The sequence below is a fragment of the Bifidobacterium sp. B4079 genome, assembly GCF_026537385.1.
Lineage (GTDB): Bacteria > Actinomycetota > Actinomycetes > Actinomycetales > Bifidobacteriaceae > Bombiscardovia > Bombiscardovia asteroides_I.
The window spans coordinates 47,105-70,770 of the sequence record NZ_JAFNMH010000005.1 but is presented as its reverse complement, the minus strand read 5'-3'; the positions used below and the strand labels follow the sequence as shown (position 1 = coordinate 70,770).

The 23,666-nt window shown below is 62.0% G+C and carries 16 protein-coding genes and 1 riboswitch; of the genes, 10 read left to right on the top strand and 6 right to left on the bottom strand.

What is annotated here, in order from left to right; genetic code table 11:
• From J3T95_RS08805 to J3T95_RS08795, 3 genes are all read right to left on the bottom strand, one after another.
• Positions 1–1,849, bottom strand: a 1,849-nt coding sequence (locus tag J3T95_RS08805; protein ID WP_267451145.1) for an RCC1 domain-containing protein, incomplete at its 3' end; no start/stop codon positions are given.
• A 508-nt stretch (positions 1,850–2,357) separates the two neighbouring features.
• Positions 2,358–3,761 (bottom strand): MFS transporter, encoded by a 1,404-nt coding sequence (locus J3T95_RS08800; RefSeq protein WP_220236535.1) that lies wholly within the window; start codon positions 3,759–3,761, stop codon positions 2,358–2,360.
• Between the two features lie 13 nt (positions 3,762–3,774).
• Positions 3,775–4,767: a nucleoside hydrolase gene (locus J3T95_RS08795; RefSeq protein WP_220236534.1), complete on the bottom strand. Its 993-nt coding sequence runs from the start codon at positions 4,765–4,767 to the stop codon at positions 3,775–3,777.
• A gap of 273 nt (positions 4,768–5,040) precedes the next feature.
• Here J3T95_RS08795 and fbaA point away from each other — a divergent pair, with 273 nt between their 5' ends.
• The 5 genes from fbaA to ilvC all read left to right on the top strand — a co-directional run bounded on the left by fbaA (position 5,041) and on the right by ilvC (position 11,539).
• Entirely contained in the window at positions 5,041–6,105 is a 1,065-nt protein-coding gene (gene fbaA / locus J3T95_RS08790; protein WP_267451144.1) for a class II fructose-bisphosphate aldolase, read from the top strand.
• Between the two features lie 182 nt (positions 6,106–6,287).
• On the top strand, positions 6,288–7,589 hold the full coding sequence (locus J3T95_RS08785) for an adenylosuccinate synthase (protein WP_220236532.1): 1,302 nt from the start codon (positions 6,288–6,290) through the stop codon (positions 7,587–7,589).
• A 9-nt stretch (positions 7,590–7,598) separates the two neighbouring features.
• Positions 7,599–8,567 carry an FAD:protein FMN transferase gene (locus J3T95_RS08780; RefSeq protein ID WP_267451143.1) on the top strand — a complete coding sequence of 323 codons (969 nt, stop codon included), beginning with the start codon at positions 7,599–7,601 and terminating at the stop codon, positions 8,565–8,567.
• 297 nt (positions 8,568–8,864) lie between these two features.
• Positions 8,865–10,226 carry an MFS transporter gene (locus J3T95_RS08775; RefSeq protein WP_220236530.1) on the top strand — a complete coding sequence of 454 codons (1,362 nt, stop codon included), beginning with the start codon at positions 8,865–8,867 and terminating at the stop codon, positions 10,224–10,226.
• Between the two features lie 263 nt (positions 10,227–10,489).
• Complete coding sequence (ilvC, locus tag J3T95_RS08770) at positions 10,490–11,539, top strand: ketol-acid reductoisomerase (protein WP_220236529.1); 1,050 nt, start codon at positions 10,490–10,492, stop codon at positions 11,537–11,539.
• Positions 11,540–11,925: 386 nt separating this feature from the next.
• Here the strand turns inward: ilvC and J3T95_RS08765 are convergent, their stop codons facing one another.
• Positions 11,926–13,431 carry an amino acid permease gene (locus J3T95_RS08765; protein ID WP_258561499.1) on the bottom strand — a complete coding sequence of 502 codons (1,506 nt, stop codon included), beginning with the start codon at positions 13,429–13,431 and terminating at the stop codon, positions 11,926–11,928.
• A 203-nt stretch (positions 13,432–13,634) separates the two neighbouring features.
• On the bottom strand, positions 13,635–15,110 hold the full coding sequence (locus J3T95_RS08760) for an amino acid permease (protein WP_267451142.1): 1,476 nt from the start codon (positions 15,108–15,110) through the stop codon (positions 13,635–13,637).
• Between the two features lie 96 nt (positions 15,111–15,206).
• Positions 15,207–15,385: riboswitch (Lysine riboswitch) on the bottom strand.
• Positions 15,386–15,558: 173 nt separating this feature from the next.
• Here J3T95_RS08760 and J3T95_RS08755 point away from each other — a divergent pair.
• Positions 15,559–16,515: a 3-hydroxyacyl-CoA dehydrogenase family protein gene (locus J3T95_RS08755; protein WP_267451141.1), complete on the top strand. Its 957-nt coding sequence runs from the start codon at positions 15,559–15,561 to the stop codon at positions 16,513–16,515.
• 17 nt (positions 16,516–16,532) lie between these two features.
• On the opposite strand, the gene J3T95_RS08750 is transcribed toward J3T95_RS08755, so the two are convergent.
• Complete coding sequence (locus J3T95_RS08750) at positions 16,533–17,996, bottom strand: amino acid permease (RefSeq protein WP_220236523.1); 1,464 nt, start codon at positions 17,994–17,996, stop codon at positions 16,533–16,535.
• Positions 17,997–18,273: 277 nt separating this feature from the next.
• Here J3T95_RS08750 and J3T95_RS08745 point away from each other — a divergent pair, with 277 nt between their 5' ends.
• The 4 genes from J3T95_RS08745 (at position 18,274) to J3T95_RS08730 (ending at position 23,646) form a co-directional block, all read left to right on the top strand.
• On the top strand, positions 18,274–19,764 hold the full coding sequence (locus J3T95_RS08745) for an amino acid permease (protein ID WP_220236522.1): 1,491 nt from the start codon (positions 18,274–18,276) through the stop codon (positions 19,762–19,764).
• A gap of 159 nt (positions 19,765–19,923) precedes the next feature.
• Entirely contained in the window at positions 19,924–21,738 is a 1,815-nt protein-coding gene (locus tag J3T95_RS08740; protein WP_267451140.1) for an FTR1 family iron permease, read from the top strand.
• Positions 21,735–22,358 (top strand): iron transporter, encoded by a 624-nt coding sequence (locus J3T95_RS08735; RefSeq protein ID WP_045925021.1) that lies wholly within the window; start codon positions 21,735–21,737, stop codon positions 22,356–22,358. Before J3T95_RS08740 ends, J3T95_RS08735 begins: the two co-directional genes overlap by 4 nt.
• Positions 22,359–22,371: 13 nt before the next feature.
• On the top strand, positions 22,372–23,646 hold the full coding sequence (locus J3T95_RS08730; protein WP_267451139.1) for a DUF2318 domain-containing protein: 1,275 nt from the start codon (positions 22,372–22,374) through the stop codon (positions 23,644–23,646).
• Positions 23,647–23,666 lie beyond the last annotated feature (20 nt).

The window sequence follows — 23,666 nt, the reverse complement described above, 5'->3', positions numbered from 1 at the left end:
ACGCCTGCCAGGTGCCATCAGGGTTAGGCGTGATCCCACCCATGGCCCTGGCCTGGCCGAACAGGACATCAGTAGGCGTGGCGGCACCAGGGAAGACGACCACGCCCGGCCGGTTCCGGTTGGTGGTGGTGCCGTCGCCCAGCTGGCCGTGGTCGTTCGTTCCCCAGGTGTAGAGTTGGTCGTCCGAGCCGAGTGCAGCGGAATGGTTGCAGCCTAGGATGATTTGTCTCCAGGTGAATCCGTCGGATGCTCCTTGGGGTTTTTCGACAAGGATCGGCGTGTTCCGGTTGGTGTTGGTGCCGTCGCCCAGTTGGCCGTACTCGTTGTCTCCCCAGGTGTAGAGTTGGCCGTCCGAACCGAATGCCTCGGAATGCCAGTCGCTTAGGCTGACCTGTTCCCAGGTGAATCTTTCAGGCGTGCCTTGGGGCTTGCTGACCATGACCGGACCATGCCGGTCGATGTTGGTGCCGTCGCCCAGCTGGCCGTACTGGTTGTCTCCCCAGGCGTACAGGTTGCCGTCGGAGCCTAATGCTGCGGAATGCTGCCAGCCTAGGCTGACCTGTTTCCAAGCGAATCCGTCTGGTGCGCCTTGGGGCTTGCTGACTCGGATTGGCCTGTTTCGGTTGGTGGTGGTGCTGTCGCCCAGCTGGCCGTTGCTGTTCCTTCCCCAGGTGTAGAGCTGGCCGTCCGAGCCGATGGCCGCGGAATGAAAGCCGCCTAGGATGATTTGTTTCCAGGTGAATCCGTCTGGCGCGCCTTGGGGCTTGGCGATCCGGGTCGGCGTGTTTCGGTTGGTGGTGGTGCCGTCGCCCAGTTGGCCGTACTCGTTGTATCCCCAGGTGTAGAGCTGTCCGTCGGAGCCGAATGCTGCGGAATGCTGGTCGCCTAGGATGATTTGTTTCCAGGTGAATCCGTCTGGCGCGCCTTGGGGCTTGGCGACCAGAGTCGGCCTGTTCCGGCTGGTGGTGGTGCCGTCGCCCAGCTGGCCGTGTTCATTGTCTCCCCAGGTGTAGAGGTTGCCGTCGGAGCCGAATGCTGCGGAATGCTGGTCGCCTAGGCTGGTTTGTTTCCAGGTGAATCCGTCGGGTGCGCCTTGGGGCTTGTCGACCAGGATCGGCCCTCCCTGGTTGTTGATTGGGCCGTCGCCCAGTTGGCCGTGGCCATTGCCTCCCCAGGTGTAGAGGTTCCCGTCGGAGCCTATGGCTGCAGAATGAAACCAGCCCAGGCTGATTTGGCTGAAGCGGATGCCTCTTGGCTTGGGCGGGGTGAGGGTGGTTTTGGTGTTTCCGGCTGTGGGTCCTTGGCTGGGGCTGATGGCCCAGTGCTGCGTGTCCTCGTTGGTCCATCGGGCGGTGAGGGTGATGCTGCTGGTGACGGGCTGGTTGAAGTCGTAGGCGATGTTGCCTTGGAACCAGCCGTCGAACAGGTATCCGTCCCTGGACGGGTCGGGGCTGGGCCGGCTGGCCTGCCCCCCGTCGGGGATGGTCTGCTGGCCGACGCTGCTGCCACCGGCCGGGTCGAAACTGACCGTCCAGACTGCGGACGACCGGGCCCGCGGTCGGCTGCCGGGAGCGTCGGGCGCGGCCAGGGGGGAGGATGACGGCAGTGGGGAGGAGGCGGACAGCGGGGATGAAGGGGCTGGCGGGGTGGCAGTCAGCGTGCTGCCAGCGGCGTCGGGCTGCCGGCTATCCGGGCGGGGGGCTTCGGGGTCCTGCTTCCCGGCGTTTTCCAGGGTGGCGGGTGTGGCTGCTCCCGATGGGCTGCTGGATCCTCCGGCCAGGGCAGGAGCGCAGGACAGGGCCAGGAGGATGGCCAGAGCGGCGGCCGCCAAGCTCGGACGCTGACGCATAATAGAGAAATCCCCCTCCCCAACTTTTAGTCATGCCCGTCAGATCCCCCCTGGCCGGGCTGTGGCCACGCGCCGGGGATAGCCCGGCCGTTCCTACCACCGTACCACGCGCACAAACACTTCTGGCCGAGGGTGCCTGTAGCTCGCCATTCCCGCATCCGCTTTTACGAGAGCCGTTACAGCGGGCGCCGGCAGGCATGCAGTCCATACCAGGAGCCTGCCGCTGTCAAACGCCCCAATCGGTTCTTGTCGGGCGTAGATATGAAAGAGCCCCCGCCAGTTATGGCAATGGCGGGGGCTCTCCGTGGGGGAGGGATCAGCGATCATCTCACTTTCGGCGGCTGAGGGAAGAGGGGGACTATCACATTGCCGAAAGTAGTACGAATCCCGCTCCCTCCCCGGTTCGTGCGGTCGGGTGCCGCGCTTGGGCCTGGCTCATCCCAAAACCTGGGAAGGGCGGACCGAGCCGTGCGGCTGCCTGACCAAGTATGCGTGAGCCACACCAGCCTTACTCCTGGGAAGTCTTGGCTGACATGGCCTTGTGGAAGACGGCCACGATGATCAGGGCCAGCAGGGCGGTCAGTGCCATGACCCAGAACATGTTGGCCACCTGAGCCTGAATGCCGGTCTTGACACCCCCCAGAGCATGTGACCCGAATTGGGGATTGGCCATGAGTCCGCTGTAGACGGCCATGCCGATGGAGGCCGAGGTATTCATCATCAGATCCCCAATGCCGATGCCGCGTCCGTTCTGGTCCACGGGCAGGGTGGCCGAGAAGGAATCGTAGAGGGGTGTGTAGGACATGGTGATGCCGGCGATGAAGACCGAAGCCAGCGCAGTCAGGACCCAGAAGCCCGAGGTGAGCGAAAGGGCCGACCCTACGGCTCCGGCGATCATGAGCAGTGCGGACAGGATCAGCATAGGCAGGCGTCCCATGGCGTTCATGATGACTCCGGACAAGCAGCCCACCAGGGTGGCCACGATGTAGACGATTGTCAGGCAGAGGGAGACCTGGCTCAGGGAGATCCCGTAGATCCGGTCGCCGATCACGTTGTAGATGGGCACGCAGGCAAAGTTGAAGAAGTAGAAGACGAAGAGGGCCAGCAGGACAGCCATGTAGGCGCCGTTGGTCACGAACCCTCGGCTCAGGAATGGGTTGGCGCCCTTCCAGACATAGCCGGCAAAGATCAGGATCAGGACGGCCAGCACCCCCAGCATCCAGGTGGCTGGGAAGGAGAAGTAGACGGCCACGAACCCGGCGATCAGCGCGAACAGGGCGATGCCGAAGACGTCGATGCGCTCACCCTTGATGCCGGTGTCAGGCGTGTACTTGAGCACCGGAGGGATCAGGAGAATGGAGACCAGCGGTACCAGGAAGAGGTAGCGCCAATCGATGGAGGTGATCAGGCCGCCGGCGAAGATGCCCACCGCAGAGGAGGCGTAGTAGACGGCGTTGAAGATACCCAGATAGAAGGCGCGCTCCTTGTCGCTCAGGTATTTCATGGCCATGACCAGGAAGACCGAGCCGGCCACCTGGCCACCCGCAGTCTGGATCATGCGGGCCAGGACCACGGCCCAGAAATTCGATGCGCCGAAGAAGCCCAGGAGGCTGCCGATGATCAGGGCGCCCACGCCGAACAGGGTCATCTTCCGAGGGGAGATGTAGTCGCAGAGGGTTCCGTAGAGCATGCAGACCACGCCCAGGACGATGCCAGGCAGGGTGCTGATCAGCGAGGCGTTGGCGGACATTCCCAAGGAGTCGCCCACGTTCTGGAAGACCAGGTTAAAGGCTTGGATCATCAGTGTGCCCAGCAGGAAGATGGTCAGCAGGGCCGGCAAGGCCCGCTTGGTGCTGCGGCGGTTTTCATCAACGGTCGCTTCGGTAGTCTCGGTGGTGATGGATTCGCTCATGACTGCCGTCCTTCTATCGTTCGTTCTCGGTCTTGCGCACCAGGGTCAGAAGCCTGTCCATGAAGCGCCGGGTGAACCGCTCGGTGTCGATCGACAGGGCAACCTTGGTGTTCTTGACTGTGTCCAGGAGCCTGCTGGGGTCACCGATGGTACGGGCCCGCTGTGGTCCTTCGGTCTCGACCATCAGGTTGGTGGCGAAGGTGGTGACCAGGCTGGGGTCGATGGCTACGGCGGCGGCCAGGGGGTCGTGCAGGTTGCAGCCCCCCAGGTAGACCCCGCTCTCTTTTTCGCTGATGTCGATGTAGTAGTCGGTCATGTCTGCCAGGAAGCGGCCGGCGCTGGTGCCTGTGGCGCGCAGGGCCTCGGTGTCCTCGCGGCTCATCAGAGCCTGGGTGGTCACGTCCAGACCAACCATGGTGATGTCTGCGGTGGTGGCGAAGACCCGGTTGGCTGCCTCAGGATCCTGGTTGATGTTGGCTTCTGCGAAGGGTCCCACGTTGCCAGGCTGGGTCAGAGTGCCGCCCATCATAACAATGCTGATGCGGTCGACGATGTCAGGGGCCTTTTCCAGGGCGGCGGCGATGGTGGTCAGGGCGCCGGTGGGCACCACGGCCAGCTCGCCCTTGGGGTAACGGCGGACTGCGTCGATGATGAAGTCCACCGAGCTCTGCTGGCTGGCCTGCCGATCGGTCTGTGCTGGGATTTCAACATTTCCAGTGCCGTTGGCCCCGTGGAAGATCTCGGAGTCCGGCGGAACGCTGAAGGAGTCGGTCGTGCTGGGGTGGTCGATCCCCTTGAAGACGGGGATGTCCTCCCTGCCGTACATGGCCAGCAGCCGCAGATCGTTGTCGACGCCTTGGTCGAGCACCACGTTGCCGTAGGTGCCGGTGATCCCGATCAGTTCGGCATCCGGGGAACCCAGGACGTAGGACAAAGCCAGCGTGTCATCGATGCCAGTGTCCAGATCCAGAATGATCTTGCGGACGGTTTCCTTACTTGCTGACACGTTGGTCTCCTTCCCAGAAGGATGGGCAGCACCAACCTTCTGCTTACCTATGTCGTGCCTTCCCTAGGCTGATTCGTTACTGCTGTGAAACAAACAACCTGTTTGATGTAACGTTTCATCAAACTGTACGGAGCTAAACTACCCGCGGCTTGGAGGCTTGTCAAAACGCGTCGTGGTGTGTTCGCCATCAGGGCAGAGACCTGCGATCTATCGGTGGTGTCTGCGGCAGCGGGTCTTTTGCCGATTTTCCTTGCAGCCGACGATAATGAGGGTATGACTTTAGCGACTCCTGAACGGTATGCGGCGATGCTCAATGCGGCCAGACGGGGGTCCTACGCCTATCCCGCCATCAATGTGACCAGCACGCAGACTTTGAACGCGGCCCTGCAGGGATTGGATAACGCTCAGTCCGACGGGATCATCCAGGTCTCAGTGGGAGGTGCCGCCTACCTCTCCGGACAACGCCTGGCCGACCGGGTGGTTGGTTCCATCGCCTTTGCCAGATTCGCTCATGAGGTGATCGCCCGCTATCCGAGCATCACCGTGGCCCTGCATACGGACCACTGTGCCCCGAAGTACCTGGATGAATGGGTTCGGCCTCTGCTGGCCTACGAGAAGGACCAGGTGGCCCACGGTCAGGATCCACTCTTCCAGTCGCACATGTGGGACGGTTCCAGCCTGTCTCTGCGGGAGAATTTGGCCACGGCGGCAGAGCTGCTGGAGCAGTCCCGGGCCGCTCACACCATTCTGGAGATCGAGGTAGGCACTGTCGGCGGCGAGGAGGATGGTCATTCGGCCGCTATCGACCAGCGGCTTTATTCCTCGCCCGAGGACGGTCTCAAGGTGGTTGATGCCCTGGGTCTGGGCGAGCGCGGCCACTACATGGTGGCCTTCACCTTCGGCAACGTGCACGGATCCTACAAGCCCGGTGTGGTCAAACTGAGGCCCGACCTGCTGGGGCAGATCCAGGCCAGGACCGCCAGAGCCGTATCCGAGGGAGAGGTTGGCGGCATACCCTCCCCGGGCTCCCCTGCTGATAAGCCCTTCCTTTTGGTCTTCCATGGTGGTTCTGGTTCGCAGCCGGAGGAGATCGCCTCCGCTGTCGCTCATGGCGTGGTCAAGATGAATGTGGATACCGACACCCAGTACGCCTTCACCAGGGCCGCGGCAGGGCATATGTTCGCTAATTACGACAAGGTCCTCAAAGTGGATGGAGAGGTAGGCGACAAGAGCGAGTACGACCCCCGTTCCTGGGGACGCCAGGCCGAGGATGGGATGGCGGCTCGTGTAGTCGAGGCCTGCCAGCAGTTGGGCAGCGCGGGACGTGCCATGAGATGACTGACAACCGGCCGTACCAGGAGGATCTTGCGGGCGTGGAAGCCACGATTGGCTGCTGAGCCCGTTCAGGCCTTATGGTGCCTGGGTCGGTCGGTCTTGCGCTCCATACGTAGGGTTAGGCTCGTCTATGGATGGTCTGCCGTCATTTCCTTGGATGGCGACCAGTGGATAAGGAGCATCGTATGCCTGGAATCGTGATCGTTGGGGCCCAGTGGGGCGACGAGGGCAAGGGCAAGGCAACGGATCTGATCGGCGAGCATATGGACTATGTCGCCAGGTTCAACGGGGGCAACAACGCCGGCCATACCGTGGTCGTGGGCGACCAAGAGTACGCCCTCCACCTCCTGCCCTCGGGGATCATTCACCCGGCCATCACTCCGGTCATCGGCAACGGCGTCGTGGTCGACCCGGCCGCCCTCTTCGAGGAGATCGACGGGCTCCAGTCCCGCGGCGTGGACTGCAGCCGGTTGAGGATCAGCGAGTCTGCGCACGTCATCGCCCCCTACCATCGGACACTGGACAAGGTGACCGAGCGCTTTCTGGGCAAGCATAAGATCGGCACGACAGGCCGTGGGATCGGCCCGGCCTACGCTGACAAGATCAACCGTGTGGGCATTCGCGTGCACGACCTGTTCAATGTCGACCATCTGCGCGACAAGGTGGAGGCCAGCCTTCATCAGAAGAATCAGATGCTGGTTAAGCTTTACAACCGCAGGGCCATTGAGGTGGAAGCCACTGTTGAAGAGCTGGCGGGATACGCCGAGCAGCTCAAGCCCTACGTGGCCAATACCTCACTGATGCTCAACCAAGCCCTGGAGCAGGGCAAGAACGTCCTCTTCGAGGGAGGACAGGCCACCATGCTGGACGTGGATCATGGCACCTATCCCTTTGTTACTTCATCCAACTGCACGGCCGGGGGCGCCTGCACCGGTACCGGCGTGGGCCCGACCAAGATTGACCGGGTGGTCGGCGTGGCCAAGGCCTATGTGACCCGCGTGGGCGAGGGGCCCTTCCCCACGGAGCTGGACAACGAGCAGGGCGAATGGCTGCGCCGTCAGGGCCACGAGTACGGGGTGACCACCGGTCGCTCCCGCCGCTGCGGCTGGTTCGACGCGCTGGTCAGCCGCTATGCGGTGCAGATCAACGGCCTGACCGACATCGTGCTGACCAAGCTGGATGTCCTCTCCGGCCTGGAGACCATCCCGGTCTGCGTGGGCTATGACGTCACCCGGTCCGACGGCTCCCGGGTCAGGGTGGATCGGATGCCCGTGGACCAGGCCGAGTTCCAATCGGCCCAGCCGGTGTACGAGGAGCTGCCGGGCTGGCGCGAGGACATCTCCGGCGCCAAGAGCTTCGAGGAGTTCCCGACCAAGGCCAAGGACTACATCCATCGTCTGGAGGACCTGTCCGGCTGTCGCATCTCGGCCGTCGGCTCGGGCCCGGGCCGCGACCAGATCGTGCAGATCCATTCTCTGATCGAGTAAGGAAGTTCCATGGGGCTGCCCTGCCTAACCGCCTTCCCCGGGGCGGTGGGTACGGGAATCATCATCTCCACGGACAGGCCTCTGGGAGAACGACTGCACGGGACTATCGCTGGTCTGATCGAGGATTACGAAGGTGCCCTGTCACGGTTCAGGCAGGATGCCATACCTGCGCAAATGGCCCAGGCCTGTCATGGGGGAAGGTTCGTCTTTCCAGACTACTGCCAAGGGCTCTTTGATCTATATGACAGGCTGTATTCCGTCACCGACGGGGCCCTGGATCCCATGGTGGGCGAGGATCTGACCCGTCTGGGCTACGGCCGACAGCCCACCTTCCGGTTGCAGGTCGACGCCGCCGGTCATCTGGGACGGATCCATGGGCGACCCACCTGGGGTGATGACCTCAGGCGTCAGGGTGCTGTCCTTATGACTACCGGTCCGGTCAGCCTTGATTTCGGGGCAGTTGGCAAGGGCTATCTGGTAGACCTCATTGCTGATCTGCTCGAACCGCGGGTCAAAGAGTACCTGATCGATGCCGGCGGCGACATGCGTATGCGGACCTCTCGTCCGATTTCCGTCGCCATGGAGGATCCCGGTGATCTGTCTGCAGGCGTGGGTCGGATCGAGTTGTCCTGCGGCTCCTTGTGCGCCTCGGCACCCAGCCGTCGCCATTGGACCGACCGGTCCGAGGATGCTGCATCGGCGGGGTTGACGGCACTTCACCACATCTTGGATGCCATCAACGGCCGTCCAGTCGACCATGTGCTGGCCTCCTGGGTGGTAGCCGGTGAAAAGGACAACGAACACCCCACGGGCCTGGCTGACGGTCTGGCCACCGCCCTCTTCCTGGTGCCGCCGGATGCGCTGGCCGCCAGATTTTCCTTCTCCTGTGCCCTGATGTATGCCGACCGTCAGGCCGTGATCTCCAGCGAATTTCCAGGCCGTTTCTTCACTGATCCCAACATCCATCCGTCCACATAGTGGACCAGTCTCGCTGGATCGGCCGATGTCAGGCCTATGGTCAGCACCAATGCGGATGCACAGAGAACGCATCCGATTCGAGGATGATGAAAGGAGGTTCGCCGTGATGACCAGCTCGACAGACACCCGCCCATTCGGCACTATGTCCGCACGAATTATTAGCCCGTCCTCACCGGCGGACTGACTCGACAATCTTCATTGTTCGACCCCGTCGGAAGGCGGGGCTGGAGGCGTAGGCTTCATCGCATCAGACCCTGCCAGCAGCGGGGTTTTTCTATAAGGAGATGAGATGAAGTGATGACGGCAAACGACGTCAGTGTCGCTTCCCCGGCACCGGCAGCCTCCGTGTCCGGCGGCACCCGTGTGACCCGCAGCTCGGTCCGCACAGTCATCGGGGCCTCCATGGTCGGCACGGCCATCGAGTTCTACGATTTCTACGCTTATGGAACGGCTTCGGCCAACTATTTCCCCAAGCTCTTCTTCCCCAAGACCGATCCGACCGTGGCCCTTCTGGCCTCCCTGCTGACCTTCGCCATCGCTTTCATCGCGCGGCCCTTGGGATCTTTGATCTTCGGACACTTCGGGGACCGTCAGGGACGCAAGACCACGCTGGTGGTCTCTCTGCTGACCATGGGCTGCTCCACGGTCCTGATTGGCCTCCTGCCCACCTATGCCACCTGGGGACTCTGGGCCGTGGTGGTCCTCTGCCTCTGCCGGTTCGTGCAAGGTATAGGCCTGGGCGGCGAGTGGTCCGGTGCAGCCCTGGTGGCCACTGAGAACGCCCCGGAAGGCAAGAGGGCTCTCTACGGCTCCTTCCCTGAGCTGGGCGCTCCCATCGGCTTCTTCCTGGCCAACGGGACCTACTTCCTGCTGGAGATGTTCTGCACTCCCGAGCAGATGCTGAGTTGGGGCTGGCGTGTGCCCTTCCTGCTCTCCGCCATCCTGGTGGTTGTAGGGCTGGCCGTGCGCGTCTCCATGCAAGAGACACCCATCTTCCAGATGGCCCTGGACCAGCAGAAGGTCGTCAAGACCCCGCTGTTGGAGGTCTTCCGCAAGAGCTGGCGTCAGGTGCTCCAGGCCACCTTCCTGGTCGCGGTCACCTACACCCTCTTCTACACCCTGGCCACCTGGTCCCTGGCCTACGGCACCAAGCCTAAGTCTCAGGGCGGCGGCGGACTGGGCTTCACCAACCAGGAGTACCTGCTCATGCTCATGGTCTCCATCCTGGTCTTCGCCCTCTTCATCGTGCTGGCCTGCGTCTATGCGGATCGCATCGGCCGTCGCCGGGTGCTGATCGGCAGCTCAGTCATGCTGGTGGTCTTCAGCCTGGTCTTCCCCTACCTGCTCATGGCCCATCACAACACCTTCCAGGTCATGGTCTTCCTCTGCGTCGGGTTCGCCCTGATGGGCATCGCCTTCGGGCCTATCGGCGCTTTCCTGCCGGAGCTCTTTGACGCCAATGTGCGCTACTCGGGTTCCGGCATCGGCTACAACCTGGCGGCCATCGTGGGCGCGGCCTTCGTGCCTACCATCGCCACCTGGCTCTCCTCCCACTGGGGAGTGCGCTCGGTCGGGCTCTACCTGGCCGTTATGGCGGTCTGCTGCCTGGTGGCAGTGCTGACCTGCCACGAAACCAAGGATGTGGACTTCACCAAGTAAGCCATGGACGCATCCCGCCGGCTGCTTCTTCGCATTGCGCCGGTGTCCAAACAACGAATTGCGGACAGTCCATCTGGCCATATCACGAGTATGGTTGGAGGCATACCGTATCCATTGGGTACGGATCGGGGCCAAGGACAAAATCCGTTGCCCCGGTCGAAAGAGCATCGTCCGCCTGGAACAACGACAGGAATTCACAGTATTTTGAGTCCCCGGCCTGGAAGAACCGGCCCGGTTGGACCGCACATGAAGGAGTGTAGATAATGGCAGCACAGATCTGGTATGAGAAGGATGGGGACCTTTCGGTTCTGGAAGGCAAGAAGGTGGCCATCATCGGCTATGGTTCCCAGGGACATGCTCATGCGCTGAACCTGCGTGATTCCGGTGTAGATGTGGTGGTCGGCCTGCGTGCCAATTCCAAGTCGGTGCCCTTCGCCAAGGAGCAGGGGCTGGAGGTCAAGACCGTGCCCGAGGCCACCAAGGAGGCCGACATCGTCATGATCCTGGCCCCCGACCAATACCAGCGCAACATCTGGCGGGACGACATCGAGCCCAACATCAAAGAGGGCGCGGCAGTCGGATTCGCGCACGGTTTCAACATCCATTACGGCTACATCAAGCCCAGTGCGGACCATCCGGTCTTCATGGTGGCCCCCAAGGGCCCGGGTCACATCGTCCGCCGCGAGTATGTGGCCGGCCGTGGCGTGCCCGTGGTTGTGGCCGTGGAGCAGGATCCGCGCGGCGACGCCTGGGACATCACCCTGGCCTATGCCAAGGCTCTAGGCGCCCTGCGCGCCGGCGCCATCAAGACCACCTTCAAGGAGGAGACCGAGACCGATCTCTTCGGCGAGCAGGATGTGCTCATGGGCGGGGTGAACCACCTTGTCGAGGCTGGCTTCGAGGTGCTGACTGAGGCTGGCTATCAGCCGGAGATTGCCTACTTCGAGGTTTGCCACGAGCTCAAGATGCTGGTCGACCTGATGAACGAGGGCGGCCTGAACAAGGCCCGGTGGTCCTGCTCCGACACCGCCCAGTACGGCGATTTCACCTCAACCGTGGTGGATGAGTCCACCAAGGACAGGATGCGTCACCAGCTGCAACGCATTCAGGACGGCTCCTTCGCCAAGGAGTTCATCGATGATCAGGATGCCGGCGCCCCCAAGTTCAAGGAGCTCCAAGAGAAGTACTCCCACGAGAAGATCGAGGAGGTCGGCCCCAAGCTGCGTGCCATGTTCTCCTGGAATAAGGACGTCAAGGATGCCGACGAGGCCCAGTCCTTCACCGGCAAGATTGCCCGTTCCCAGGTGCAGTGACCGCAAGGTTCTGAGTATCGGCTGCTATTTTCCATGACATCGCCGCACACCAGCATTCGATGTGAAGCTGGTCTGCGGCGATTCTTAAATTTGAGGCGTCAAGATTCAGCGCCACCGATTTCAGTCTTATGCAAACGGCTCTTCTGGATTGGGAGTCAATTCCGATTCGGAAGAACCGTTTTGTTCACTATGCCGAGGCTTTTCCATTGCTGGACATGATGCGTAGGTCTGGTGGCAAGAGGTCCGTAGGGCTTTTTCCGCGGCAGAGCGGAGAAATGATCGGCTCTCGGTGTCGGCAGACACATGGCGATGGTCCGCAAACGGCCTACTCCATCTGCGGACCATCGCCAGGCTGACTGCAGGCTCTCTTATGAATGCCCATTGTTTCAGTGGGCGGATTCGGCGCCAGACACGTCCATGTCCTTGAGGCGCACAATCTTGGTGTGGTTGACGAGCTTGAAGCCCAGGTAGAGGACCAGGACCAGAACCACGCTGAAGTAGGTCATGGCCATGTGCGACCAGTTCAGGCTGAGCAGGGAGGGGATGTCCTGTCCGGCAATGACGATGACGCAGAGCACTATGGCCAGGACCGGGCCGAACGGATAGAGCTTGGAGTGGTATTTGAGCTCGCTCAAGTCGTGCCCCTGGAGCTTGAAGGCCCTCCGGAAGCGGAAGTGGCTCAGGGCGATGCCGATCCAGGCGATGAATCCGGTCAGTCCGGTGGCGGTCACCAGCCACATGTAGAAGGACTGGCCGAAGATGCTGGAGGCGAAGGTGGCCAGGGACATGCAGACCGTGGCTACCAGGGCCGCCAGGGGGATGCCCCTCTTGGTGGTCCTGGCGAAGATGGCCGGGGCGTAGTGGTCTTTGGCCAGCCCGTAGAGCATGCGGCTGGAGGCGTAGGCCCCGGTGTTGACGGCCGAGAGGATGGATGTCAGCACCACCGCGTTCATGACGCTGGCTGCCGAGGCCAGGCCAGCCCGCTGGAAGACCAGGGTGAATGGCGACATGGCGATATTCCCGTCAGAAGCTCCCAAAAGATTGGGGCTGGTGTAGGGGATCAGTGCGGCGATGACGAAGATGGACAGCACGTAGAAGAGCAGGATCCGCCAGAAGACGTCGTTGATGGCCTTGGGGACCGCTTTGCCGGGGTTTTCGGATTCCCCGGCGGTCACGCCCACTACCTCGGTGCCTTGGAAGGAATAGCCCGCGATCAGGAAGACGCTCATGATGGCTGGGAAACCTCCCACGAAGGGGGCATCCTTGTAGGTGAAGTTCTTCAGGCCGACCGCCGGCTGGAACATAATGCCGCAGATCATGGCCATGCCGATGACCAGGAAGACGATGATGGTGGCCACCTTGATCAGGGAGAGCCAGAACTCGGTCTCTCCGAAAGCGGAGACCGTCAGGGCGTTGATCAGGAAGACGATCACCAGGACCAGCAGGCTCCAGATCCACCCTGGGGTGTTGGGCAGCCAGTACTGGATCAGCAGGGCGGCGGTGGAGATGTCCACGGCGCCCGAGATGGTCCAGTTCAGCCAATAGTCCCACCCCATGGCAAAGCCCAGAGCCGGATCCACGTAGCGGGCGCTGTAGGCGGCGAAGGATCCTGACACCGGCAGGTGCGTGGCCAGCTCGCCCAGGCTGGTCATCAGGAAGTAGACCATGACGCCCATGGCTATGTAGGCCAGAAGTCCTCCACCGGGGCCTGCTGTAGAGATGGTGGAGCCGGAGGTCATGAACAGCCCGGTGCCGATGCAGCCGCCCAGGGCGATCATGGAGATGTGGCGGGTCTTGAGGTTGCGCTTGACGCTGCCGTAGCCATGGTGCTCTTGCCCGGCCCGGTCGGATTGATTGATGTTCGACGCTGCATTGCTGGTGTTCTGCGTCATGATCCTCCTCCTTTTGGCTGGGCGACGCACCGGGAAGCCCGGGGTCGTGCTGTAATTGCGATTCCTGATATGCCGACTGGATGCCGGAATAGATTCATATGGCCGGGTCCTTGGGCCGGTCCTCAACGTATAGGGAGTCTATGCCATTGGTGTGGTCCTCCGGCTCCCATGCTCACAATGTGTCATGTTAGTTGCCGAATCTTTCATAATGATTTCTGAACTCCGCTCAAATCCATCGCCTCCAGAGGCACGATCCGGGTGTGGTGCCGGATCTTGTAGCCAAAATAAAGCGCTAATACCAGCGGCACGCTTATGTAGGTGACACCGATCTCCTGCCAATTCCAGGTGGCGAAGGCTTCGATGTTCTGCCCGCCAATGACGATGACGCATAGGGCCAGGGCCAGGATGGGCCCTAGGGGGAAAAGCCTGGCATGGTAGCTCAGTTCCTCAACCCGGCGGCCCTGGACCGCCCAGGCGCGGCGGAAGCGGTAGTGGCTCAGGGCGATGCCGATCCAGGCGATGAATCCGGTCAGTCCTGAGGCGGCTACCAGCCACATGTAGATCCGCTGACCGAAGATGCTGGAGGCGAAGGCGGTCAGGGAGACCACCAGCGTGGCAATCAGCGAGGTCATGGGGATGCCGTGTCGGGTGGTGTGGCCGAAGACGGCCGGGGCGTAATGATCCTTGGCAAGGGCGTAGAGCATCCGGGTGGAGGCGTAGACCCCCGAGTTGGCGGATGAGAGGACCGAGGTCAGGATGATGGCGTTCATGACGCTGGCTGCCGAGGCCAGGCCCGCCCGCTGGAAGACCAGGGTGAAGGGCGACATGGCGATGTCCCCCCTGGCGGAACTCAGCAGGTTGGGGCTGGTGTAGGGGATCAGTGCGGCGATGACGAAGATGGACAGCACGTAGAAGAGCAGGATCCGCCAGAAGACGTCGTTGATGGCCTTGGGAACCGCCTTGCTTGGATTTTCGGACTCGCCAGCCGTGACGCCGATCAGCTCGGTGCCTTGGAAGGAGAAGCCCGCAATCAGGAAGACGTTGAGAATAGCGGGGAACCCTCCTACGAAGGGGGCATCCTTGTAGGTGAAGTTCTTCAGGCCGACCGCCGGCTGGAACATGATCCCGCAGATCATGGCCATGCCGATGACCAGGAAGACAATCACCGTCACCACCTTGATCAGCGAGAGCCAGAATTCGGTCTCGCCGAAGGTCGATACGGTCAGGGCGTTGATCAGGAAGACGATGACCAGGACCAGCAGGCTCCAGATCCATCCGGGGGTGTTGGGCAGCCAGTACTGGATCAGCAGGGCGGCGGTGGAGACGTCCACAGCTACGGTAATGGCCCAGTTCAGCCAGTAGTTCCAGCCCATGGCGAAGCCCAGGGCCGGATCAACGTAGCGGGCGCTGTAGGCGGCGAAAGAACCGGAAGTGGGCAGGTGGGTGGCCAGCTCGCCCAGGCTGGTCATCAGGAAGTAGACCATGACGCCCATGGCTATGTAGGCCACCAACGCGCCTCCCGGCCCGGCCTTGGCGATGGTGGAGCCGGATGTCATGAACAGCCCTGTGCCGATGCAGCCGCCCAAGGCGATCATGGAGACGTGCCGGGTCTTGAGGTTGCGTTGGACCCGGTCGGTGGATGCTGAGGGGCCGCCCTTCCTGCTCTGCCTGGTCGCCATTACTGCTCTTTTCCTCGGACTGACCTGAGAGCCCTATGACGACGGTTCCGGTCAGTTCCGCTTAGGCGGAATCCAGACGGGTTGCCTGTCTGTGACACTGCACATAGCGCTCCGCAACATCGGGTTGCGACAGTCCCGGACCTGTTCGACCCGGGCCCAACGGTTCGGATGGGCGGATCCGAACCGTTTCGGCCGGACTTCCTTTCGCCGGGAATGCACGACACCGCACTGTCTGCTCCCGGTTACTGATAGGTTCGGCGACCTCTTCAGTGGCTTTGCAATTATGGGCAAGCATAGAGGAATTCTCAGACAAGGCCCAAACGGCTGCCTTGCCTTCAATGATCGATAGGTAAATCTGCAAGGTCCGTGGCCGTGCTGGGTGATCCTGGCAGCGCCGGTTGACCGCGTTAGGATGGGCGTGGTTTTCTCGGAAAGAAGGCAGCGACTGATGAAGGTCGATGATATTAGGATAATCGGCAATATCGGGGCGGGCACTATGGGGCATGCCACAGCGCTCCAGTTCGCCATGCGGGGGTATCCGGTCCGGTTGGTGGATTCCAGCCGCCAGGCTCTGGACCGGGGCAGGGAACTGATTGAGCATGATCTGGATACCTTCATCAGCGCTGGTCTGGTTCGTCAGGATCAGAGGGAGAGCGTGCTGGATCGGATCCAAGAGGACACGGATTACGGCATTCTGTCTGATGCAGATTTCGTCCTCGAATCCGTCTTGGAAGAGATGGAGGTCAAGCACCAGGTCTGGCGGCAAGCGGAGGCCATAGTTGGTGAGCGGGCCATTCTAGCCACCAACACCTCGGGGCTGAGGCCGACTGAGATCGCTTCGGTGTTGCGTCATCCCCAGCGGTTCCTGGTTGCCCACTTCTGGAATCCCGCCCAGCTCATGCCCTTGGTCGAAGTGGTGCCTGCTGCGCGCACCAGCCAGGACGTGATCAACACCACGGTTGAGCTCATGAATCGCATCGGTAAGCATGCCGTGGCGCTGTCCACGGAATCGCTCGGATTCGTGGGCAACCGCATCCAGGCGGCAGTTATTCGGGAATGCCTGAATATCGTGGAACGGGGCATTGCCACGCCTCAGGCCGTTGATGAGATCGTCGCCTACAGCCTGGGCCGGCGGTGGAGCATCCTTGGGCCCATTGCCAGCGCTGACTTGGGAGGATTGGATGTCTTCGACAATATCTCCAAGTACCTCTACGACGATTTGGACAACCGCCCTGGTGAGGACCCGGTCTTGAAGGCCAAGGTTCAGGCAGGACAGTTGGGCGCCAAAAGCGGTCAGGGGTTCTATTCCTGGCAGGGAGCCGAGAGCCGGGCCGTGATCGCCGATCGCGACCGGCGGCTGCTGGAGGCGCTAGTCGAGGACCGCAAGAAGGCGGACGACCGCTGAGATCTCTCCCGCTTATGTCACTGCCGCGCTCGCCGCTGGGCCAGCTGGTAGGCCACCAGGAGGGCGATCAGCCAGATGGGCCCGGCGATGACGGCTACCCGATAACTGGGCGAGAAGCACATGAGCACGACGATCATGGCCAGGAAGGCCAGGACCGCCCAGGGGGTCACCCGGGCAAAGGGCAGCTTGAAGTGCAGGGCATCCAAAGCGCTTTCGCCGGTTTTGCCGGCCAGGTCGCCGGGGCCTTCGCCACGAGCAACAGCACGCCGGAAGAGCATCTCGGTCACCATGATCATGGACCAGTTGATGATGGCCGAGATCGTGGCGATGCTCATCAGGTAGTTGAAGGCGAACTGGGGCCAGAGGAAGACCACGACCACCGCCAGGGCGATGATGCAGGCCGAGGTCAGCACTCCTGCATAGGGCACCCCTCCCTTGGAAAGCCTTCCCAGGTACTTGGGGGCATTGCCCTGCCGGGCCAGGGAGAAGAGCATGCGGGAGTTGGAGTAGAGGGCCGAGTTGTAGACGCTCATGACTGCGGTCAGGCAAACGAAGTTGAGGATGCCTGCGGCCGCGTGGACTCCGACCGAGTCGAAGATCTGAACGAAGGGGCTGACGACCATGCCTTGCGCGTTGGGCTTGCCGATGGCATTCCAGGGGACTACGGCCATGATCACCCCAAGTGTCAGGATGTAGAAGACCAGGATCCTCCAGATGATGGCGTTGGTGGCCTTGGGAATGGTCCGACGGGGATCGGAGGCCTCCCCGGCGGTAATGCCGATGAGCTCGGTGCCGCCGAAGCTGAACATGACCACCGCCAGCGACATGAGCAGACCGGTCCACTGGCCATTGGCCCCGTGGCGCATGAGCCCGTTGGGCAGGAATCCGCCGCCTACGGTGAACCAGTTGGCGAAGGAGGCCCGCAGGCCGTTGGCTGTGGGCAGGGCCATGACCACGACGGCCAGCCCGCCGATGATCATGGCGACGATGGCTGCAATCTTGATGATGGCGAACCAGAACTCGAACTCGCCGAACTTGCTGACCCCCATCAGGTTGGCGGCCGTGATGACCACCAGGAAGAAGGCTGCAGAGACCCAAGCCGGTATCGCCGGGAACCAGAAGTTGACGAAGGTGCCTACTACGGAGAGTTCGACCATGGACACCAACACGTAGTTCATCCAGTAGTTCCACCCCGACACAAAGCCCGCACGCTTGGACCAGTAGCGGGTGGCATAGTAGCTGAAAGCGCCGGACTTAGGGTCTTCCACGCTCATTTCGCTCAGAGCCCTGACGATCATGAAGATGGCCAGACCGCCTATCAAATAGGCGATGATGATGGACGGCCCTGCCAATGAGATGGATTCCCCGGACCCGTAGAAGAGTCCCGTCCCGATGGCGCCGCCCAGCGAGATGAGCTGGATGTGCCTGTTCTTCAGGGTCTTGCGCAGGTCCTTGCCCTGCGACTCCTTGGGTTGATCCATGGGGATGCCATTCCTTAGGTGGTGATAGTCGTCAGCTGAATGCGGCCGGTTGACAGGGCCAACCCTATCGGAGCCTCCCGGGCTGAGGGACATTGCCTTTGTATTGTGGAATAGCAGTGTCCGCAATATGAGATACCCAATTCGCCGGATGACAGCCGCCAGGCCTCTGCGGCGGTTATCGACACCCCTGTGGTATTGCTGTCCTACCGGCCTCTACGGGGCATCCGCTTTGGCCGACGACCACAGACAGGTTGCGAAGACAAGGAGGTGCAGTTGGATGAACCGCACGGGTAATGGCCCTTCGGCGCAGAAGCATCAGGGTGGCGGCGCCTCGTCGGGCGACGGCATGGAACGCGGGCTGAGCAACCGCCACGTGCAGTTCATCGCCATCGGCGGCACCATCGGCACCGGCCTCTTCCTGGGGTCGGGCAAGTCCATAGCCCTGACCGGACCCTCCATCATCCTGGTCTACATCGGCGTCGGCGTGATCATGTACCTGCTCATGCGGGCCATAGGCGAACTCATGTACCGCAGTCCTGTCCAGCATACCTTCATCGCCTTCATCAGCCGCTACCTGGGCCAGGGGTGGGGATCCTTCGCCGGCTGGTCATACTGGATCGTGCTTATCCTGATCGGCATGTCCGAGCTGACCGCTGTAGGCACCTACTTCGTCACTTTCTTCGGCACCTTCGGCATTGATCTGAGTGCCTGGCGGGGCCTGATCGAGCTGTGCTTCCTGGCGGCCATGGTGAGCGTCAATCTGATCGCCGTGCGGGTCTTCGGGGAGACCGAGTTCTGGTTCTCCATGATCAAGATCACCCTGATCCTGGCCATGATCGCCACGGCTGTGGTCATGGTCGTCACAGGCTTCCACTATCCGGCCGTCCACATGCCGGGACAGGACCGGATCAGCCCGGCCGGCCATGCGGGCCTGGACAACATCACCACAGGCTTGAGCCTGGCGCCCAACGGGTGGATGGCCTTCTTCATGAGCTTCCAAATGGTCTTCTTCGCCTACGAGATGATCGAATTCGTGGGAGTCACTGTTTCCGAGACCCAGAATCCCCGCAAGGTCCTGCCCAAGGCCATCAACCAGATCATCCTTCGGGTGCTCATCTTCTACGTGGGCGCTCTGGTCGCCATCATGCTGATCGTGCCCTGGCGCTCCTTCCGTCCCAACGCCGACGGCAGCTTCACCTCGCCCTTCATCATGGTCTTCCGTTACGCCGGGGTGGACTGGGCGGCCGCTCTGGTCTTCTTCGTGGTCATCACGGCAGCCAGTTCCTCACTAAACTCCCTGCTCTACTCCGCTGGCCGCAACCTCTTCCAGCTGGCCGCCGCCGGCCACTCTCCAGTGATGCGCAGCCTGCATACGATTTCGCGGCGCGGCAAGGTGCCCGCCCGGGCCATCGTCCTATCCGGGGCACTGATTCTTTTATCTCCGGTGTTGCATCTGTTGCCCGGCTTCGAGGACACCTTCGTCCTGTTCACCTCCTGTTCCAGCGCGGTCATCATCTTCATCTACATCCTGACCCTGTTTGCTCACCGCCGCTACCGGACCAGCAAGGACTTCATGCCTGATGGATTCATCATGCCGGCCTACCGGGTGACTGGAGCCGTTGCCATCGTCTTCTTCGTTCTGATCTACTTTTCGCTCTTCCTGGCTCCCGACACCCGGTATCCAGCCATATTGGGATTGGTCTGGCTGCTGATATTCGGCGGCATCTGCCTCTGGAAGCATAAGGGTGAGCCGTTGTTGGCCGACTGACCGTCCGCGAGCGCGGGCGTATTATATGGCCTCAAAACGCTATAAACAAGTCTGTTTTTCCATTTGTGCTTGGGCTAGATTGATTTTCGGTAGTTGTCAAATCGGCCTTCGTCTCTCGCAGGTTCGATAACGAGGGACTGACGAAGGAGATCATCGCCCATGGTTGCACAGGTCGGCAGGACACGAGTGGCCAGAACCGCTGGCTCCCTGCTCTCATGCCTGCTGTTGGCCCTGATATTCCTGATCCTGCAGACTCCACAGTCGGCCATGGCGGCAAGCGGGGCTGCGGATTATGACAGCTGGACCCAGGTGGCCGATTCCATATCCCATCAGCTGGATAGAGGGTGTAAGGACTATGCCCGGGAGGATCGCGCCGGGGCGGCCTCCCAATTCATGGGGGCCTACAACGTAGGTTACGTGGGCTCCGGATTCGTCTCGATCGTGGAGTCGACCCTAGGCCAGGACAGGCGCAACGCCCTGGACGGGCAGTTCCAGGCCCTGCAGGGCCAGGTCTACGCTCCGGATGCCGGGCAGGCCCTGACCCAGGGCAGCGAAAAGCTCAAGGCCGATCTGGCAGTTGCGGCCACCCAGCTGGATGCCACCCAAGGGCTGGCCAATCCTCGTGCCTACGCCAAGGCTCAGCAGGAGCAGATCAAGGCGGATCGTCGACGACTGGACGCAGCCAAGAAGCATCGGAACAACGGCAAGGGCGACCGGACCTGGACCCAGGTGGCCCACGAGATGACGCCCGTCCTGGACCAGGCGCTCGCCCAGGCATCCAAGGGACAGGGCCAGGCAGGATCTGACCTGGTCAACAAGGCCTATTACCAGTATTACGAAAAGCTGGGCTTCGAGAAGAACGTCATGAACGCCATCAGCGGCAACAGGGTCTCCCAGGTGGAATACCAATTCAAGGAGACCCGGATGGCCATGGTGGCGGGCAAGCCAGCCAAGACCCTGGTAAACGACCTGAAGAGCATGCTGGTCGAGGACGCCGCCGTTCTGGATGGAGGCGCCGCGGACCAGGTCAATGGGTGGACCTCCTTCCTGACCTCCGCCTTCGGCCAGGCCTTTGTGGTCCTGCTGAGGGAGGGGCTGGAGGCCATCCTGGTGGTGGCGGCCATCATTGCCTACCTGGTCAAGTCCGGCCATAAAGACAAGATCCGGCACATCTACTGGGGCATTGCGGCAGGCCTGGTGGCCAGCGGGCTGGTGGCTCTGCTCTTCACCCTGCTCTTCAACGGGAACGGTCCCCAGCAGGAGATCCTGGAGGGTGTGGTGGCCCTGGTTGCCATGCTCATGTTGCTCTACACCAGCAACTGGATGCTGTCCAAGTCCTCTGTGGAATCTTGGAACCATTACATACAGAGCCGGACAGTGGCGGCCATTTCGCAGGGCAGCGTGATCTCCCTGGCCCTGCTCTCCTTCCTGGCGGTCTTCCGGGAGGGGGCCGAGACGGTCATGTTCTACCAGGCTATTTTCGCCATGGCTCCTGGCGGCACACGGGAGATTTGGGCCGGTTTTGCAGCGGCCGCCGTGGTCCTGGTCGTCGTCTTCGTGCTCATCCGCTTCACCTCGGTCAAGATCCCCATCCGGCCCTTCTTCATCATCACCAGCCTGCTCATGGCAGTCATGGTGGTCATCTTCGCCGGGGGCGGCGTCCATGCCCTGATTGAGGGTGACCTGGTGCCGGCCACCTACCTGCCCGGCGTGCCCACCAGCGACTGGATCGGGCTGTATCCATACATGCAGACCATCGGCGCCCAGATCCTGGCGGCCCTGGTCGTGGTCGTGCTGGCAATTGTGTCGACCCACCGCCTGCACAAGCAGGGACAGGTGCAGTCGAATCAGGACTCCGGCGGGTCGTCGTCGGCAACCGTCCATCAGACGGAAGCCGAGCAGGCCGCCGAAGGGGCTGTGCCCTCCCAGGTCACGGCAACCATGCAAACATCAAAGAGCGAAGGACAATCATGAAGAAGAGACAATTGACCGCCCTGGTCGCGCTGGTGCTCTCGGGCACTCTGGCCCTGGCGGGGTGCGGCTCCGGCGGGTCGGGCACCCGTGAGGCCCCCGCGCCTGAGGCTTCCGGCGCCTCCCAGTCCTCGGCGGGCAAGGGGGCTGGTTTCGAGGAGATTCCCATTCCGCCCGACGATCAGCAGAAGGGTCCACTGAACATCGGCACGGTCTTCTTCCAGCCCATCGACATGGAGCCTGCGTCCATGGGGCTGAAGGCGGCCGATGCCAGCCTGCACCTGGAGGCTGATATCCATGCCTTGCCCAACAACAACCTGGGCTATGCCAAGGGTGAGTTCGTCCCGGATCTGACCGTCAACTACACCATCCAGAACAAGGACGATCCCAATGACAAGCAGTCCGGCACCTTCATGCAGATGAACGCCTCGGACGGCCCGCACTACGGAGCCAACATCAAAATGGAGAAGGCCGGGTCCTACAAGCTGACCTATTCCATCGACTCCCCGGAGAAGAAGGGATGGATGCTGCACGTCGATCCGGAGACCGGCGTGAAAGGCCACTTCTGGACCGAGCCCATCGTGGTCAGCTGGGACTGGGACTACACGCCCCACCAGTGGTGAGCGGCCGCCTATTATGCTTGAGCAATTTGTCACGGTCTTGCCGGGGACTCTGGCCCCGGCCCTTCTGGCCATGGTTTTCAGCGTGCTGCTAGGGGTTGGCGAGGGCCGTGATCGGCCCCGTTCCTCCTCCTGGCGGCTGATCGGCCTGGGGGTCGGCGTGCTGGGGGCGCTGGTCTTCGCCCTCCTGCGCGCCACCGTGATCATCAACCGGCGGACTATGGTCAACTATCCGACCCTGGTAGCCTGTGTTCTGGCCGACCTGGCTGCCATTGCGGTGGTGCTGGCCGCAGACCGACTGGTCATGGACCGGCATCACCGCCCCTGGGCCATGGATCTGGCCAACGCTCTGGCGGCCCTGGCCATAGCTCTAACCACCTTCCGCGCCCTGCCTGATGTCATCCTGCAGCTTACGGCCTTTGTCGAGCCGGGGGAGCCTGTGCTGACCTCGGCCATGCTCCTGCGGGCCTTGGGCTTCCTGCTCGGCTTGGCTGCCGCTGTGACGGTGGCTGCCATTCTGAGGACCATGCATACTTCTTGCCCCCGGATAGCCTTCCGCCTGGCCGCCTTGCTCATGGTGGTCCTGCTGCTGGTCCGGCACGGCGTAGCCCTGGTGGCCCTGATGCAGACCACCGGCCTGGTTCTTCTGCACGGCTGGGCCTTCCGGGTCATGGCCCTGGGGTACAACGCCGACCTGATCCTGGTTCTTGCCCAGGTCCTGGTCTTCATCATTCCAGTCTTCGCCTGTTTGGTTGCAGGCTGGCGCATGCCGGTGACCGGAGCCTCCACAGCCGACGACCGTAGCCACCGGGCCTTCCGCCGAAGGGCCCTGGCATCAGCGGTCTGGAGCCTGGTGGCTATGATCGGCGTCACCCTGGCCCTGACGATGGGGACGGCCAAAGCCCACCAGGTGCCTGTGCTCTCGCCTCCGGAGCGGTATTCCTTGACCTCCGATACGGCCGCCATTCGTTTCTCTCAGGTGGAGGATGGCCACCTGCATCGATTCAGCTACCGGGCCAAGGACGGCACCGAGATGCGTTTCATCATCATCCGCAAGAATGGCGCGGCCTATGGGGTCGGGCTGGATGCCTGCGAGAACTGCGGGGATGCGGGCTATTACGAAAAAGACGGCAAGATTATCTGCAAGAAGTGCGACGTAGCCATCAACCTGGCCACCATCGGGTTCAAGGGCGGCTGCAATCCCGTTCCCTTGCCTTATAAAACCGGCCGGGGCGCCATACTGATCAGCACCGCCGATCTGGACGCTCTGTCCTCGCACTTCAAGAGCTGAGATAGGGAAGGAGCGGTTGG